The organism is Cellulomonas septica (assembly GCF_012396155.1).
In the GTDB taxonomy this organism is placed as follows: Bacteria; Actinomycetota; Actinomycetes; order Actinomycetales; family Cellulomonadaceae; genus Cellulomonas; species Cellulomonas septica.
Genome location: NZ_JAAXOY010000015.1, coordinates 1 through 14887, shown reverse-complemented (window position 1 = coordinate 14887; position 14887 = coordinate 1). Strand labels below are relative to the sequence as shown.

Below are 14887 nucleotides of genomic sequence, written 5' to 3'. Positions count from 1 at the left end.
GTCGCCGCGCTCGAGTCCGCCGCGCTGCGCGCCCGCGCCGCCGGGGAGACGTCGCTCGTTCACTCCGCCGCCGGCACCGCCGCGAGCTGGCTCGACGAGTCCGGCCGCCCGGCGGAGGCGCAGGCGCTGTGGGACCGCCTGGTCGCGGACGTCTGACCGCGACGTCGGGCTGAACGGGCCCGGACCTCGGCGCGAAGGGCTCTCCGTCGGGCGCCTCGCGGCGCGATGATGGGGCGATGTCGAGGATCGCGGTCCGCACCCGGGTCACCCGGATCACCGTCGACGGGCCGCCACGCCACGTCGAGGACCTGCTCGCCGCCGAGGAGCCGCTGGAGATCCGCGTCGGCGGCCGGTCGCTCGTCGTCACGATGCGCACGCCCGGGCACGACGTCGAGCTCGCGCAGGGGTTCCTGGTGTCGGAGGGCGTCGTCTCGCGTCGGGAGCACGTCGCCGCGGCCCGGTACTGCGCGGGTGCGACCATCGACGGGGAGAACACGTACAACGTCCTCGACGTGACGCTCGGCCACGGCGTCCCCGCCCCCGACGCCGGACTCGAGCGGCAGTTCCTCAGCACGTCGGCCTGCGGGCTGTGCGGCAAGTCGAGCATCGACGCCGTCCGGACGCACTCGTGCTGGACCGTCGACGGCGACGACCTCGTCGTTCCGCCCGCGCTGCTCGCGACGTTCCCCGACCGGCTGCGCGAGCAGCAGGACGTGTTCGCCAAGACGGGCGGCCTGCACGCCGCCGCGCTGTTCGACGGGCGCACCGGCGACCTGCTCGTGCTGCGCGAGGACGTCGGGCGGCACAACGCGGTCGACAAGGTCGTCGGGTGGGCGCTGGTCGCGGGCCGGCTGCCGCTGCGCGGGACCGTCCTCATGGTGTCCGGGCGTGCGTCGTTCGAGCTCACGCAGAAGGCGGGGATGGCGGGGATCCCGTTCCTCGCGGCGGTCTCGGCGCCGTCGTCGCTGGCCGTGGATCTCGCGCGGTCGGCGGGGATGACGCTCGTCGGGTTCCTGCGCGGGCCGTCGATGGTCGTCTACGCGGGTGCGGAGCGGGTGGTCGCGCCGTCGACCGGCGCCCCGCCGTCGTCGGCCGACGCCCTCCCGGCCCCCGTCCGGCCGCAGCCCGTCGAGGCGGCCGCCCGATGACACGTCGACCGCCCGTCGTCGACCCGGCCACCGCGCCCTCGACGCAGGTGCACCCGCCCGCGTCGTGGGCCGTCGGCCTGCCGTCGGTGTCGAACGCGATGTCGTACGCGGTCGGGGAGATGGGCGCGGCCCGCGCGCTGCGGCTGCTGACGAAGCTCAACCAGAAGGACGGCTTCGACTGCATGAGCTGCGCGTGGCCGGACCCGGACCACCGCGGCATGGCGGAGTTCTGCGAGAACGGCGCCCGCGCGGTGAGCTGGGAGGCGACGCAGCTGACGGTCCCGACGTCGTTCTGGGCGGAGCACTCGCTCACGGACCTGAGCGACAAGTCGGAGTACTGGCTCGGCGCGCAGGGACGGCTCGTCGAGCCGGTGCACAAGCCGGCGGGCAGCGACCACTACGTGCCCGTGACGTGGGAGGACGCGTTCCGGATCGTCGCGGACCGGCTGCGCGGCCTCGACTCGCCGGACCAGGCGGCGTTCTACACGAGCGGCCGCGCCGCGAACGAGACGGCGTTCGTCTACCAGCTCTTCGTCCGGGCGTTCGGCACCAACAACCTGCCCGACTGCTCGAACATGTGCCACGAGTCCACGGGCTCGGCGCTGGGCGCGACGATCGGGATCGGCAAGTCGACCGTCACGTACGCCGACTTCGCGCAGGCCGACCTCATCGTCGTCATGGGCCAGAACCCGGGCACGAACCACCCGCGCATGCTCACCGCGCTCGAGGACGCCAAGCGGCACGGCGCGACGGTCGTCGCGGTCAACCCGCTGCCCGAGGCGTCGCTGAAGCGGTTCCGGAACCCGCAGACGCTGCGCGGGGCCGTCGGGCGCGGCACCGACATCGCGGACCAGTTCCTGCAGATCCGCAGCGGCGGCGACATGGCGCTGCTGCAGTGGGTCTCGAAGCGCGTGCTGGAGGCGGAGGACCGCGCGCCCGGCAAGGTGCTCGACCACGCGTTCCTCGACGCGCACACGCTCGGCCTGGACGACCTCCGTCGTCACCTCGCGGACCTCGACGAGCAGGAGGTCCTGACGGCCACGGGCCTCACGGTCGCGGAGATGGACGAGCTCGCCGACCGCTACCTCGCGGCGAACCGCGTCATCGTCACCTGGGCGATGGGCCTGACGCAGCAACGCAAGGGCGTCGACACCATCAAGGAGATCGTCAACCTCCTGCTGCTGCGCGGGAACATCGGCAAGCCGGGTGCGGGTGCGTCGCCGATCCGCGGGCACAGCAACGTGCAGGGCGACCGGACGATGGGCATCTGGGAGCGACCGCCGGACGCGTTCCTCGACGCGCTGGCCGCGGAGTTCGCGTTCGAACCACCGCGCCGCCACGGGCTGGACTCGGTCGCGTGCGTCGAGGCGATGCAGCGCGGCGACGTCAAGGTCTGGTTCTCGCTCGGCGGCAACTTCGTCGGCGCGATCTCCGACACCCGCGCGGCGGAGGCGGCGGTGCGGGGCACGGACCTGACCGTGCAGGTGTCGACGAAGCTCAACCGGTCGCACGTCGTCACGGGGGCGGAGGCGCTCATCCTCCCGACGCTCGGCCGCACGGACCTCGACCTGCAGGACACGGGTCCGCAGTTCGTGTCCGTCGAGGACTCGGTCTGCGCGGTGCACGCCACGCACGGACCGCTCCCGCCGGTGTCGCCGCTGCTGCTCTCGGAGATCTCGATCGTGACGCGCCTCGCCCGGGCCGTGCTGGGCGACGACTGGCCCGTCGACTGGGCCGGCTTCGAGCGCGACTACGACACGATCCGCGACTCCATCACGCGCGTCGTTCCGGGCTTCGACAACTTCAACACGCGCATCCGGCAGCGCGACGGGTTCGTCCTCCCGCACGGCCCGCGCGACTCGCGCACCTTCCCGACGCCGAGCGGGAAGGCGCACCTCACCGTGAACGACCTCGTGCCGGTCGAGTGCCCGCCGGGGCGGCTGATCCTCCAGACCGTCCGCGCGCACGACCAGTTCAACACCACGATGTACGGCCTCGACGACCGCTACCGCGGCATCCGTCGGGGGCGTGACGTCGTCCTCGTGAACCCCGACGACCTCGCGGACCTGGGCCTCGCCGACGGCGACCGCGTGGACGTGCACAGCGAGTGGCCGGGCGAGCCCGACCGCGTCCTGCCCGACCTGCGCGTCGTCGCCTACCCGACCTCACGCGGCTGCGCGGCGGCGTACTTCCCCGAGGCGAACGTCCTGGTCCCGCTCAGGAGCACCGCGCTCGACAGCAACACCCCGGTCTCGAAGGCGATCGTCGTGCGGCTGGAGCGTCGGCGGACTGATCTCTGAGCGGCTGAGCAGACGCAAGAAACACAAGAGGCACGCTCGGGAGTTGTGTTTTTAGCGGTTACCGCCCTAGCGTGGATCCATGCGTGCGGTGTCAGAACCCTCCTGGGACGAGGTGGATGAGCTCCTCACCACTGGGGAGGTCGCTCGTCTGCTGGGCGCGTCGCGGCAGCACGTCGTGAACCTGACCGAGCGCGGCGACCTGCCCTACGAGATGTCGGGCGCCCACCGACGGGTCCGTCGGTCAGACGTGGACCGGTTGCGGTACTCGACGCAGCGACTGTCCGCGGACCAGCGCCGCTCGCTCTACCTGGCGTTCGCGACCGCCGGGAAGCTCGTCCTTCACCCTGAGCTCGTCGGGCTCGCCCGCGAGAACCTCGCTCTCATGCGCACCAGGCACACTCGCGGCCGCCCGGCGCAGTGGCTGAACCAGTGGCAGCGGCTGCTCGACGGACCGCTCGACGAGCTGCTGCTGGCGCTGACGTCGCCGTCGCAGCGCTCGCGCGAGCTGCGACAGAACTCACCGTTCGCCGGTGTCCTGACAGAGGACGAACGGCTCGCTGCTCTCGGCGCAGCCCGGTGAAGCGGTCCGACCTGGCTCACATCCTTCGAGCTGCATCCACGATCACGAGCACGACAGACATCGTCATCGTCGGGTCGCAGTCCATCCTGGGGTCGTTCGACGAGGACGATCTTCCCGATGAAGCGGTCGGGTCCATCGAGGCGGACGTCGCGTTTCTCGGCGTGGACGCCGCTGACAAGGCCCTGGCTGTCGACGGTGCGATCGGCGAGGACTCGGGCTTTCACCAGATGTACGGGTACTACGCCCAAGGCGTCGAGATCGACGGCCTCGTCGTCCTGCCTGGCGGGTGGCAGGACCGGCTGGTGCAGTGGGAGTCGCTGTCGTCGGCACCGGGACGTGCTCTGTGCCTCGACCGGCACGACCTCGCGGTGTCCAAGCTCGCCGCGTACCGCGAGAAGGACCTGGAGTTCGTGCATGCGCTGCTGCGCGCCGGGCTCCTGGATCCGTCGGTCGTGCTGGAACGCCTGGACCTCGCCGGCGTCCCAGGGCCGCACGCTCGTCGCCTGCGCGCGTGGGTGGAGGCGGTCGCCGCGCGACTCCAGTCGAGCGAGTGAGACATCGCCACGGTCAGCCGTGTCATCACGGCGCGACGACCACCCGGCCGTCGCGGACGTCCACTCGCCAGGTCGCGAGGTCGGGCGACGCGTCCTTCGGGGTCTTGCCGCCGGTGTCGAGGCACTCGCCCGTGCGCAGGTCCCACACCTGCTTGTGCATGGGAGAGGTGACGGTCGGGGTGTCGCCGACGGACCCGACGATGCCGCGCGCGACGACGTTCGCCCCGGCGAAGGGGTCGCGGTTCTGCACGGCGAGGACGGTGTCGTCGGCGAGCCGGAAGAGCGCGACCTGCGTGCCGTCGACGAGGGCGGCGGCCCCGCGCTCGGGGACCAGGGCGTCGAGCGCGCAGACGTCGGTGCTGAGGGCGGTGGCGGTCACCGGGTCACCTCCAGGGTGAGCGTGCGCGCGACGCGCGGGTCGTGGTGCGCGACCTCGCCGGGCTCGGCGGGGCGGACCTGCCCGCGCAGCGGCGTGTACGCGAGGTCGGGGTCGTGCGAGGCGGGGGCGTTGACGAAGGCCGTGAACCGGTCGAGCTTGTCGGGGTCCTCGAGCGCGGCGGCCCACTCGTCGCGGTAGTCGTCGACGTGCGCCGCGATGTCGGCCTCGAGCTCGGCGGCGATGTCCTCGCTGTCGTCGACGACGACGGCCCGCAGCGCCTCGATCCCGCCGGGGTACTCGGCGACGAACGGCGCGGTCCGCTGGAGCCGGTCGCCGCGGCGGACGTAGAGCGCGAGGAACCGGTCGATGACGGCGACGAGCGTGTCGTCGGTGAGGTCCTCGGCGAGCAGGTCGGCGTGCCGGGGGTTGGCCCCGCCGTTGCCGCCGACATACACGTTCCAGCCGCCCGCGGTCGCGATGACGCCGACGTCCTTGCCGCGCGCCTCGGCGCACTCGCGCGCGCACCCGGAGACGCCGACCTTGAACTTGTGCGGCGTCCGGAGCCCGCGGTAGCGGTTCTCCAGCAGGATGCCCATGCTCACGGAGTCACGGACGCCGAACCGGCACCACGCGGACCCGACGCACGACTTCACGGCGCGGAGCGACTTGCCGTAGGCCTGCCCGGACTCGAACCCGGCGTCGATGAGCCGCTGCCAGATCGCCGGGAGCTGGTCGATGCGCGCGCCGAACATGCCGATCCGCTGCGCGCCGGTGATGCGCGTGTAGAGGCCGAACTCCGCCGCCACCTCGCCCAGGGCCACCAGCTTCTCCGGCGTGATCTCGCCGCCCGGGACGCGCGGGATGACGGAGTAGGTGCCGTCCTTCTGCAGGTTCGCCATGACGTGGTCGTTGGTGTCCTGGAGGCCGGCGTGCTCGCGCTCCAGCACGTGCCCGGCGCGCAGCGAGGACAGGATCGACGCGACGACCGGCTTGCAGACGGCGCACCCGCGGCCGGTGCCGTGCGCGGCGACGATCTCGCTGAACGTTCGCAGCGCGCCCGCGGCGACGAGCGCGTAGAGCTCGGCGCGCGGCATCGCGAAGTGCTCGCACATGGCCCGCGAGACCTCGATGCCCGACGCCTCGAGCTGCGCGTTGACGATCTTGGTCACCACCGGGACGCACGAGCCGCAGACCGTGCCGGCCTTGGTGCACGCCTTGACCTCGCCGACGGTCGTGCAGCCGTGCTCGGTGACGGCCTCGCGCACGGTCCCGGCGGTGACGTTGGTGCACGAGCAGACGACGACGTCGTCGGGCAGGTCGGCGCCGGTGTCGGGCGCGCCGCCCTCGGGTGCGAGGAACGCGGACGGGTCGGCGCCGAGCGGTCGGCCGAGCATCGGGCGCAGCTGCGGGTACAGGGCAGCGTCGCCGACGAAGACGCCGCCGAGCAGCGTGCGGGCGTCGTCGGACACGACGAGCTTGCGGTAGGTCCGCGCGACGGGGTCGGTGAACGTGACCTCGAGCGCGCCGGGCGTGAGCGCGAGGACGTCGCCGAAGCTCGCCGCGTCGATGCCGACGCCCTTGAGCTTCGTGCCCTCGGGAGCCGGCGTGTACAGCCGCGGTCCGCCGAGCAGCCGGTCGACGACCACGTCGGCCATCGCGTTGCCCGGCGCGACGAGCCCGGTGCACTCGCCCTCGAACGACGCGCACTCGCCGATCGCCCAGATCGCCGGGTCGGACGTGCGGCACGACGCGCCGACGACGACACCGCCGCGCTCGCCGATCGCGAGGCCGGACTCGCGCGCGAGCCGGTCGCGGGGCCGCACACCCGTCGAGAACACGACGACGTCCGCAGGGATCTCGTCGTCGGTCGACAGCCGCATGGTCGCGACCGCGCCGTCGTCGGCCGCCGCGAGGCCCGTGCAGCCGGTCGTGGTGCGCACGTCGATCCCGAGCCCGTCGACGAGCACCCGGAGCGCCTCGCCACCGCCCGCGTCGAGCTGCACGTTCATCAGGTGGTCCGCGAACTCGACCACCGTCGCGCTCGCGCCGAGGTGCTGCAGCGCCGCCGCGGCCTCCAGCCCGAGCACACCACCGCCGACGACCGCACCGCGCAGCGGCCGCCCGAGGACCGCCGACCGGTCGGCGACCCACTCGCGCAGCTCGTCGAGGTCGGTGAGCGTCCGGTACCGGAAGACGCCCGGCAGGTCGGTGCCCTCGGTGCGCGGGGTCCAGGCCCACGAGCCCGTCGCGAGGACCAGCTGGTCGTAGGGCAGCACGACGCCGGACCGCGTCGTCACCGTCTGCGCGTCCCGGTCGAGCTTGTCGACGGCGTCACCCGTGAGGAGCGTCGTGCGCGGGTCCTCCCACACGCCCGGCTCGAGCGCGAGGTCCGCGGGCGTGCGGTCGGCGGTCAGCAGCTCGGACAGGTGGACGCGGTCGTACGGGACCCACGGCTCGTCGCCGACGACGGTGACGTGCCAGCCGTCGTTGGGTGCCCGGTCGAGCAGACCGGCGACGAGGCGGTGGGCGACCATGCCGGCGCCGACGACGACGACCCGGCCGAGGGCGGGCGGAGGAGAGGTGCGCATCGGAGTGGACTCCTGTGGGGGACGAACGGTGCTGCGACCAGCATCCGTGCACGTCCGAGGCCCGCGACGGGCCCTTGGACCCACGCAACCTCACAGAGCGCGAGGGGGCGGCGAGAGATCCCGGAGCCGACAGGGTGACGCTGTGGATTTCGCTCCGACCAGCCGCGCCGTCTGGCTAGCATCGCCACCTCAGCGTGTAGCTCATCAGCAGAGCACCGGGCTCTGGACCCGGAGGGAGCGGGGGCAGCACCCGCCGCGCTGGCCATCAAGGGGGTCACCGTGAGCGAGTCGTACGTCCTGCACCAGTGGGCGCAGGCGCAGCGCACCGCCGCGAGCCACCCCGACGCGGGGACGCGTGGACGCGCCGGCGACCGTGCGCGGTCGTGGGGTGCCGTCCTCGACGGCATGCGCAGCGGCGCGCTCCGCATCGGCCGACGAGACCCGGTCCGCGACCTGCCCGTCTGGGTGACACCCGAGGTCATCCGCGGGGGATTCGCCACTGGCGCCGCAGCCGCCGGTGGGCCCCTCACGACGCAGGAGACCGTCGCCGCGCGCGACGCCGGTCTGCCACCTGACCGTCGCGCCGTCTTCGAGCACCACCTCGGCGAGAGCGGCCTGCGCAGGCTGTGGGAGCGGCTCGACGACGGGAGCTACGCGGTCGACCTCCCGGAGCACGCGGCACTCCTCACGGTCGCCTGGCTCGTCCGTGCCGGTCGGATCGAGAGCGCCGCGTCGCTCGTCGCCCAGCTGCGGCCGTACGCCGACCAGCTGTGCTTCGTGCCGCGCGAGGTGGTCGTCGACCCGGCGGCCTCCGACGACGTCTGGGTCGTGACCGCGGGCGAGGCGCGCACGCGGCTCGACGCCCACGGCGGTTCGCCGCACGTGCGCGAGATGAACGAGGCCCTCGGCGTCTGGGCGCCCTTCACCGACCGCCTCGTCGCACACTGGCTGCGGACCTCCGACGGTGAGCGCCTCGACTCGCTCCGCCCCGACGGCTGGTTGGAGGACTCGCGAGCGCTGCTCCGCGAGTACGCCGACCTCGCGGCGCGGCACACGCTCAACCGCAAGCACCGGAACCCGAAGCACCCCGCGACGATCCTGAGGATCGAGCTCGAGCGCGCCGTGGCGGGCGAGTCGCCGTGGCGCAACGCCAGGGTCGAGCACGCCGTGCGCGCGCTGGTCGCGAAGCGTGGCGTGCCGGGAAGCCCGGACCACGTCGCGCTGCGGACCGCGCAGGCGGAGATCGCCGCACGCCCGACCTCCGACGTGCTGACCTCGGTCGTCGCCGCGCGGCTCACGGACGTCGAGCCGTCCCGGGGCATCCGTGAGCCGGAGGCGTTCGAGCACCCGGTCGACCAGCGCGAGGCGTCGCGCTGGGACGTGCCGGCAGGAACCCCGGTGCCGCCCGCCGCGACGCGCCAGACGTCGCGCGCTCGCGCGGGCACGATCGACGACCTGCTGGAGCGCGGCGTCATCGGCTCCTCGGAGGTGCTCGCGGGGTTCCTCCCGGAGCTCACGGGCGAGGTGATCGCACGCGACGTCGCCGACCCCGTGCTGCGCAGGCTCGTCGCGCGCACCTATGCCGCGTTCCGCCGACGGCGCAGCCTCCTCCTGCTCGACCTGGCGCACCAGGTGCGGACCGACGAACTGCCCTGGGTCGCGGCCGTCGCCCACGAGCGGTCCACCTGTCGGGGCGACGACCACGTCGCGACGATCGTGCGCTTTGCCGACCTCTCGACGCGGACGTGGCCGGGCACCATGCTGCCGAACCCGGTCGTGGCGGAGCTCGACGCGCTCGCGCGTGCCGGTGGGCTCGGCGCCGTGTTCACGGAGCTGGTCGCGGCGGACATCTTCCAGGGCCGGTTCTCCACCAAGTTCGCCGACGCGTTCCTCGCCGCCCAAGGCCTGCTCGACGGCTCGCGCTACGCGCGGTACTACGGCATCCCGTCGTCGGCCTGGTCCACGGTCGCGACGGCGCACGACCGTCGGGGCTCGTTCTCGACGCTGGCCCGTGACCGCGCGACGCCCGAGCACCGGTGGTGCGTCGTGTGCAACGGCCGGGTCGTCGAGCAGTCCCTCGTCCTCACGACCCACAACCTCGCGGCGCTTGTGCGGCTCGGCTGGCGTCCGCAGGAGGGCTGGGCGGCGCAGGCCGAGCGGACGTTCGACGCCGTGCTCGTCGTCCTCGACAAGGTCGGGGCTGCCGAGCACAACCCGCGGCTGCGCGCCGACCTCGCGCACGCGTGGCGTCAGACGGTGTTCGCGGTCTCGATGCTGCCGGCGGCCGACCAGCCCGACCTCCTGCTCGCGCTGCGACAGCGTGCCGACCGGGCTCGGCCGGTGAGTCGTGCGCGCGCGTCGCACCTGGTCGCCGGGCTGCAGGTCGCCGACGGCCGTGAGCCGTTCGTGGGCTGGGTGCACGGCCGGCACCCGTTGCTCGACGTCTCCGCCGGCATCGGGTCGTGATCACCCTCTACCTTCACGGCCGGCTCCGGACGACGCGCGCCGACCTGGAGGCGTTCCTGGCGCGCGCCCGGCCGGTCTACGAGGAGCCGGGCGGGATCCGGACCCGTCTGCAGTGGTCGCTCGACGACGCTGCGGTGTTCGTCGAGATCATGGAGTACGCCGACCGCGCCACCTACGACGCCGACCAGCTCCGCGTCGAGCAGGACCCGACGATGCGCGCGCTCCTCATCGAGTGGCGCTCGCACCTCGACGGCCCACCGCGCGTCGCTGTCTACGTCGAGGCCGATCTCGTCCGAGACGAGGTCGGCGCCTCCGACGTCGCGGAGACCGGAGCGGTGCGCTCGCCTGCCACACTCCCCGGATGACGCATCTCGAGGACCCGACCATGGGCGTCGTGCGCTGCTCGGCCGAGGAGCGGGACGCGAGCGGTCTCCTCGCGATGCGCTCGCGGTGGACGGCCCGCGATCGGCACGGTCAGCCGGAGACCGCCGCGGGATACGAGGTCTGGGGCGGTGCGCTCGCGCACCTCGGGGTGGCGGTGGCCGCCGGTGCGCGGCGTCGAGGCCTCGGCTCCGCAGTCGCGAGCGTGGCTGCCACCCACGCGCTGGACGCGGGTCTCGTGCCGCAGTGGAGGTGCCGGGTGGACAACGTCGCCTCCCGGCGTGCCGCTGCGGGTCTGGGCTTCGTCCACGCCGGGGACCAGGTAGCGATCGACCTCGCCTAGTCCCCGCCCCCGCCGCCATCCGAGCCGCCGCCGTCGACACCGCCGGACCACCCGTCGTCGCCGCCCCCGGCGTGCACGGAGGAGCGGTGCGCGTCCGTCCCCGTCCGCCGCGTTCCGCCGTCGCGTCGCGGGATGAGGGAGATCACGATCGCGACGACGACGAACACCACCACGAGCGCGACGGCGCCCGGCGGGAACCCGGGGTCGGGTGGGGCTGCGGCGGCAGCGGCCGCGATGGTGAGCACGCGGTGTTTCTAGCGCACCGGCGGCTGCCGCGCGCGAGTTCAGGACATTCGTCCCGCAGACGGGTGACGTCGGACTGGGAAAGTCGGCTTGAAAGGTTTCACGACGACGGCGAAGGCGAGACGACGATGACCCGCACCGGCACGCGGTCGAGGGCCGGCCAGGCGCTGCGCGACGAGATCCTGTACTACTGCCGCGAGTCGGTGCGGGCGGGCCTCAACTTCAACACCCAGGGCAACATCAGCGTCCGGGTGCACGGCGACGACGGCTTCGAGGGCATCGTCATCACCCCGTCCGACGTCCGCTACGACGCCATGCACCCCGACGACATGCTCGTCGTCGACCTCGACGGCACCGTGGTCGAGGGCGACCTGCTCCCGTCGACCGAGCTGCCCGTCCACCTCGCGCACTACCGTCGCCGGCCCGACGTCCAGGCGATCGTGCACACCGAGTCGACGTTCGTGAACGTCCTCGGCGCGCTCGGCCGCACGATCGACCCCGTCCTGCTCAACATGGTCCTGTACGCCAAGGGCCCCGTCCCGGTCATGCCGTTCGAGTTCTCGACGTGCGCCGCGTTCGGGGAGCGCAGCGCGGCCCTCATGGGCGACGACGTCGACGCGGTCGTCTGGGCGAACCACGGGCTGCTCGCGGTCGGCGTCTCGCTGAAGCTCGCGTTCAAGGTCGCCGTCGCGGTCGAGGAGAACGCCGAGGTCCTGTTCCACGCGAGCCGCCTCGGCACCCCGCACGTGCTGGCCTACGACGCCCTCGGCGTCCCGGACGGTGCCCGCCTCCCCTGACGGGCAGCCGGAGCTCAGCCGTCGAGGTGCTGGCGGTCCGCCTCCGCGGCCTCGGCGGTGCGCCAGAAGCCGCGCAGGATCGCCTCCTCCGGCCCGAGCGGGTCGGTGTCGGCGCGGGTGGCGTCGTCGTCGGCCGTCATGGCCTTCACCTCGTCGTGGATCCGCTCCATCGACGCGTCGAGCGACGCGGCGACGTCGGCGGCGAGACGCAGGGAGTCCATGAGGTGCTGCGGCACCTGCCGGTGGTACTTGTAGAAGATCTTGTGCTCGAGGCTCGCCCAGAAGTCCATCGCGATGGTGCGCAGCTGGACCTCGACGACGACGTCCTCGACGCGGTCGGACAGGAACACGGGCACCTGCAGGATGAGGTGCAGGGACTGGTAGCCGTTGGGCTTGGGGTGCGCGATGTAGTCGCGCTCCTCGAGCAGTGTCAGGTCGGACTGCCCGACGAGCATGTCGCGCACGCGGTAGATGTCGGACACGAACGAGCACGTCACGCGCACGCCCGCGACGTCGAACATCTGCTCGCGGATGGCGTCGGGCGTGAGCGGGATGCCCTTGCGACGGCACTTCGCGAGGATCGACTCGAACGACTTCAGCCGGGAGCCGACGTGCTCGACGGGGTTGTAGTCGCGCATGTGCTTGAAGTCCTCGCGCAGGATCGAGAGCTTCGTCATGACCTCGTCGATCCCGAACTTGTACGTGAGCACGAGGCGCCGCAGGTCCGTCATGAGCGCGCGGATCTCGGCGGGGTCGGGCACGGGGTGGTCGGGGCCGACGGGTGCTGTCTCGGTCACCCGACCACCGTACGTCGCGGCCCCGCAGGCCCCTCCGGGCCGGAGGTCCGGGGTCCCGGTACCGACGCCTCCGACGCGTCCGGAGGCTCCGACGCTACGGCGCGGGCACCCGCGAGACCGTGAACGGACCCGGTGCCTCACCCGCGGCGCGCTCCCCGAACTGGCTGTTCACGACCAGGAGCGACCGCCCGACGAGCGCTGCGGTCGTGGGGTCGTCGAACGACGGGTCGGTGGTGCGGCTGACGACCGTCCCGGAGCGCAGCGACCGGTCCAGGTCGACCCGCACGACGTACCCCACGTCACCCTGCCGCTCGACGGCCCACAGCGTGCGGTGCTTCAGCACGAGGCCGTCGCCCGCGACCGTCGCGCCGCCGAGGTCGATCGCTGCGACGCTGCGGTCGCGCAGCCCGACGGCGAACAGCGTCGCGGTGTTCGACTGCGCGAGCACCGCGGTGCGTCCGTCCTGCGAGATCGCGATGCCGTTGACGTTGAAGCCGGGCTGGTACCGCAGCGCGGTCCCCGTGAAGTCGAGGAACACCGGCAGCGTCCGCTCGGACGCGGTCTCCCGCAGGTCGCGTGCGTCGATCCGGTACAGGTACGGCCGCTGCGAGTCGGTCGCATACACGTCGCCGCGCGGGCTGATCGCGACGTCGTTGACGAACGTCGGCGCACCGGTCGGCGCGACCAGCCACGAGCCGACGAGCGCGCGCGTCCGGACGTCGTACGCGAAGACGCGCCCGGTCGCCCCGCCGGCGACGACGAGCGTGCGGCCGTCCGACTTCATGCCGACCGCGGACGTGCGGCCGTCGGCGCCACCGGCCAGGAACGGCGTCGCCGTCGGGTCGTCGAGGTCGCCGCGGTAGACCGTGCCGTCGGTCGTGCTGCCCACGTAGAAGTCTTCGCCGTGCACCGCGACGCCCTCGGGGTAGATGTCGTCGGCCGCCGGGCCGACGGGGTCGAGCAGGTAGCTCGTCGGCCGGTCGTGCCCGTGCCCGCCCCCAGGCCCGTGACCACCGCCGTGACCACCGCCGTGCGCGGTCGCGGCGGCCGGGGCGGCGACGACCAGCGCCGCGGCGAGGAGCCCTGCGGCGAGACGTCGGGTGCTGCGTCGGACGGTCATGGCGGTCCCCCTCGTCGATGGTGTCGACGGCGACCGTGCGCGGTGGGCGCGGCGTGCGTCGTCGCGCGCGGAGCCTCCGCGAGGTTAGGTCGGCGCGCGCGGACCCGCATCCCGGGGCGGTGAATCGGATCGCCGCGCCTGGCCGCCGCAGAGGAGGATGGCCGCATGAGCACCCCGACCCTCGACCGCCTGACCTCCGACCTCACGACCGCCATGAAGGCGCGGGACTCGTTCCGCACCGGCACGCTCCGCCAGCTCGTCGCCGCGGTGCGCGCCGAGGCCAAGGCGGGTCCCGTCGAGAAGGACCTCACCGAGGACGACGTGCTGCGCGTGCTGGCCCGCGAGGTGAAGAAGCGTCGGGAGAGCGCGGAGATCTACACGACCGCGGGCGCCGACGAGCGGGCCGCGAACGAGTCGGCCGAGGCCGACGTCGTCGAGGAGTACCTGCCGCAGCAGCTGTCGGACGACGAGCTCGCCGCGCTCGTGCAGGACGTCGTCGCCGCCACCGGCGCGAGCAGCCTGCGCGACATGGGTGCCGTGATGAAGGAGGCGACGGCCCGTGCCGGGCTCAGCGCCGACGGCAAGAAGCTGTCCGCCCTGGTCCGCGCGGCGCTCGCGGGCTGACGCGGGTCGACGCCCCGGGCGACGCCGGCCGCAGACGACGGGGCCCGGCCGTGGAGGGGTTCCCCTCCGGGCCGGGCCTTGGTCGTGCTCGGGTGGTCCCGGGCTCAGTCCTCGGCGCGCTCCGGCGTCGTGTTGAGCCCGCGCTGCATGGCCGTCGCGCGGCCGCCGACGAGGATCGTGCGGTCCTCGGACAGGAACGGGTTCGGGTCCGTGAACGCGTGCGTCAGGTTCTGCGCGGTCGCGCGCGGCGCGACGTTGTCGTGCGGGTTCATGTCGTCCTCCTGCGTGCCCTCTGCGAGTCGTCCCTGGGCGCTCGTCCAGTCTTCACGTGCGTCCGGCAACATACCGGGACCATCGGCCGCCCCGTGGCCGATCTGAAGGGAAGGAGACGTTCCTAACGCTCCGGATACCGGGCGAAATCACCGCAGAACCACCCATCCGTGCAGCCACCGGCCGTACGCTCGCTGCGTCGCGCGACGCGGTCGGGACGGCCCGGCGGCGGTCCGTGACGTCGCGCCGGCGTCGTCGACGCCCGCGGCAGGGGTGGCGGCTGGGGGGCACGCGATG

At 73.2% G+C, this 14887-nt stretch carries 15 protein-coding genes and 1 tRNA gene; 10 read left to right on the top strand and 6 right to left on the bottom strand.

Annotated features, from left to right (window positions below; all coding sequences use genetic code 11):
- Nucleotides 1-236: 236 nt before the first annotated feature.
- From fdhD to HGA02_RS01820, 4 genes are all read left to right on the top strand, one after another.
- On the top strand, nucleotides 237-1148 hold the full coding sequence (gene fdhD, locus HGA02_RS01835) for a formate dehydrogenase accessory sulfurtransferase FdhD (protein WP_168676964.1): 912 nt from the start codon (nucleotides 237-239) through the stop codon (nucleotides 1146-1148).
- Complete coding sequence (locus tag HGA02_RS01830; RefSeq protein WP_168676961.1) at nucleotides 1145-3448, top strand: FdhF/YdeP family oxidoreductase; 2304 nt, start codon at nucleotides 1145-1147, stop codon at nucleotides 3446-3448. The genes fdhD and HGA02_RS01830 overlap by 4 nt, the downstream gene beginning before the upstream one ends.
- A 112-nt stretch (nucleotides 3449-3560) precedes the next feature.
- A complete protein-coding gene (locus HGA02_RS01825; RefSeq protein WP_343035204.1) occupies nucleotides 3561-4028 on the top strand; it encodes a helix-turn-helix domain-containing protein in 468 nt (155 codons plus the stop codon).
- Nucleotides 4025-4582, top strand: coding sequence for a DUF6036 family nucleotidyltransferase (locus HGA02_RS01820; RefSeq protein WP_168676957.1), 558 nt, complete (start codon nucleotides 4025-4027; stop codon nucleotides 4580-4582). The genes HGA02_RS01825 and HGA02_RS01820 overlap by 4 nt, the downstream gene beginning before the upstream one ends.
- Nucleotides 4583-4607: 25 nt before the next feature.
- On the opposite strand, the gene nirD is transcribed toward HGA02_RS01820, so the two are convergent.
- On the bottom strand, nucleotides 4608-4961 hold the full coding sequence (nirD, locus tag HGA02_RS01815) for a nitrite reductase small subunit NirD (protein WP_168676955.1): 354 nt from the start codon (nucleotides 4959-4961) through the stop codon (nucleotides 4608-4610).
- Entirely contained in the window at nucleotides 4958-7549 is a 2592-nt protein-coding gene (gene nirB, locus HGA02_RS01810) for a nitrite reductase large subunit NirB (RefSeq protein WP_168676953.1), read from the bottom strand. Before nirB ends, nirD begins: the two co-directional genes overlap by 4 nt.
- 190 nt (nucleotides 7550-7739) lie before the next feature.
- Here nirB and HGA02_RS01805 point away from each other — a divergent pair.
- The 4 genes from HGA02_RS01805 (at nucleotide 7740) to HGA02_RS01790 (ending at nucleotide 10739) form a co-directional block, all read left to right on the top strand.
- Nucleotides 7740-7814: transfer RNA gene (locus tag HGA02_RS01805), tRNA-Gln, on the top strand.
- A 14-nt stretch (nucleotides 7815-7828) separates the two neighbouring features.
- The gene (locus HGA02_RS01800) at nucleotides 7829-10015 is read left to right on the top strand and encodes a transcriptional regulator (protein WP_168676951.1); all 2187 of its coding nucleotides are present in this window, start codon (nucleotides 7829-7831) and stop codon (nucleotides 10013-10015) included.
- Nucleotides 10012-10380, top strand: coding sequence for a hypothetical protein (locus HGA02_RS01795; RefSeq protein WP_246247303.1), 369 nt, complete (start codon nucleotides 10012-10014; stop codon nucleotides 10378-10380). Before HGA02_RS01800 ends, HGA02_RS01795 begins: the two co-directional genes overlap by 4 nt.
- Complete coding sequence (locus HGA02_RS01790; RefSeq protein WP_168676949.1) at nucleotides 10377-10739, top strand: GNAT family N-acetyltransferase; 363 nt, start codon at nucleotides 10377-10379, stop codon at nucleotides 10737-10739. The genes HGA02_RS01795 and HGA02_RS01790 overlap by 4 nt, the downstream gene beginning before the upstream one ends.
- Here HGA02_RS01790 and HGA02_RS01785 read toward each other — a convergent pair.
- Nucleotides 10736-10984, bottom strand: coding sequence for a hypothetical protein (locus tag HGA02_RS01785; protein WP_168676947.1), 249 nt, complete (start codon nucleotides 10982-10984; stop codon nucleotides 10736-10738). The two genes, HGA02_RS01790 and HGA02_RS01785, sit on opposite strands and share 4 nt — an antisense overlap.
- Nucleotides 10985-11110: 126 nt before the next feature.
- Between HGA02_RS01785 and HGA02_RS01780 the strand changes: the two genes are divergently transcribed.
- Nucleotides 11111-11779, top strand: coding sequence for a class II aldolase/adducin family protein (locus HGA02_RS01780; protein ID WP_168676946.1), 669 nt, complete (start codon nucleotides 11111-11113; stop codon nucleotides 11777-11779).
- Between the two features lie 14 nt (nucleotides 11780-11793).
- Here HGA02_RS01780 and HGA02_RS01775 read toward each other — a convergent pair whose 3' ends face one another.
- On the bottom strand, nucleotides 11794-12510 hold the full coding sequence (locus HGA02_RS01775; RefSeq protein ID WP_168676968.1) for a GTP pyrophosphokinase: 717 nt from the start codon (nucleotides 12508-12510) through the stop codon (nucleotides 11794-11796).
- A gap of 160 nt (nucleotides 12511-12670) precedes the next feature.
- Nucleotides 12671-13696 (bottom strand): SMP-30/gluconolactonase/LRE family protein, encoded by a 1026-nt coding sequence (locus tag HGA02_RS01770; RefSeq protein ID WP_168676944.1) that lies wholly within the window; start codon nucleotides 13694-13696, stop codon nucleotides 12671-12673.
- Between the two features lie 165 nt (nucleotides 13697-13861).
- Here HGA02_RS01770 and HGA02_RS01765 point away from each other — a divergent pair, with 165 nt between their 5' ends.
- Nucleotides 13862-14320, top strand: a complete 459-nt coding sequence (locus HGA02_RS01765) for a GatB/YqeY domain-containing protein (protein ID WP_124342242.1) — start codon at nucleotides 13862-13864, stop codon at nucleotides 14318-14320.
- Between the two features lie 104 nt (nucleotides 14321-14424).
- On the opposite strand, the gene HGA02_RS01760 is transcribed toward HGA02_RS01765, so the two are convergent.
- Nucleotides 14425-14592 (bottom strand): hypothetical protein, encoded by a 168-nt coding sequence (locus HGA02_RS01760; RefSeq protein WP_168676942.1) that lies wholly within the window; start codon nucleotides 14590-14592, stop codon nucleotides 14425-14427.
- Nucleotides 14593-14887: the final 295 nt, after the last annotated feature.

What these genes read in the sequence shown, in the direction of transcription:
- fdhD (WP_168676964.1), top strand. Translation starts at nt 237, where the DNA reads ATGTCGAGGATCGCGGTCCGCACCCGGGTCACCCGGATCACCGTCGAC.
- HGA02_RS01830 (WP_168676961.1), top strand. Translation starts at nt 1,145, where the DNA reads ATGACACGTCGACCGCCCGTCGTCGACCCGGCCACCGCGCCCTCGACG.
- nirB (WP_168676953.1), bottom strand. Translation starts at nt 7,549, where the DNA reads ATGCGCACCTCTCCTCCGCCCGCCCTCGGCCGGGTCGTCGTCGTCGGC.
- HGA02_RS01790 (WP_168676949.1), top strand. Translation starts at nt 10,377, where the DNA reads ATGACGCATCTCGAGGACCCGACCATGGGCGTCGTGCGCTGCTCGGCC.
- HGA02_RS01780 (WP_168676946.1), top strand. Translation starts at nt 11,111, where the DNA reads ATGACCCGCACCGGCACGCGGTCGAGGGCCGGCCAGGCGCTGCGCGAC.
- HGA02_RS01775 (WP_168676968.1), bottom strand. Translation starts at nt 12,510, where the DNA reads ATGACGGACCTGCGGCGCCTCGTGCTCACGTACAAGTTCGGGATCGAC.
- HGA02_RS01770 (WP_168676944.1), bottom strand. Translation starts at nt 13,696, where the DNA reads ATGACCGTCCGACGCAGCACCCGACGTCTCGCCGCAGGGCTCCTCGCC.
- HGA02_RS01765 (WP_124342242.1), top strand. Translation starts at nt 13,862, where the DNA reads ATGAGCACCCCGACCCTCGACCGCCTGACCTCCGACCTCACGACCGCC.
- HGA02_RS01760 (WP_168676942.1), bottom strand. Translation starts at nt 14,592, where the DNA reads ATGAACCCGCACGACAACGTCGCGCCGCGCGCGACCGCGCAGAACCTG.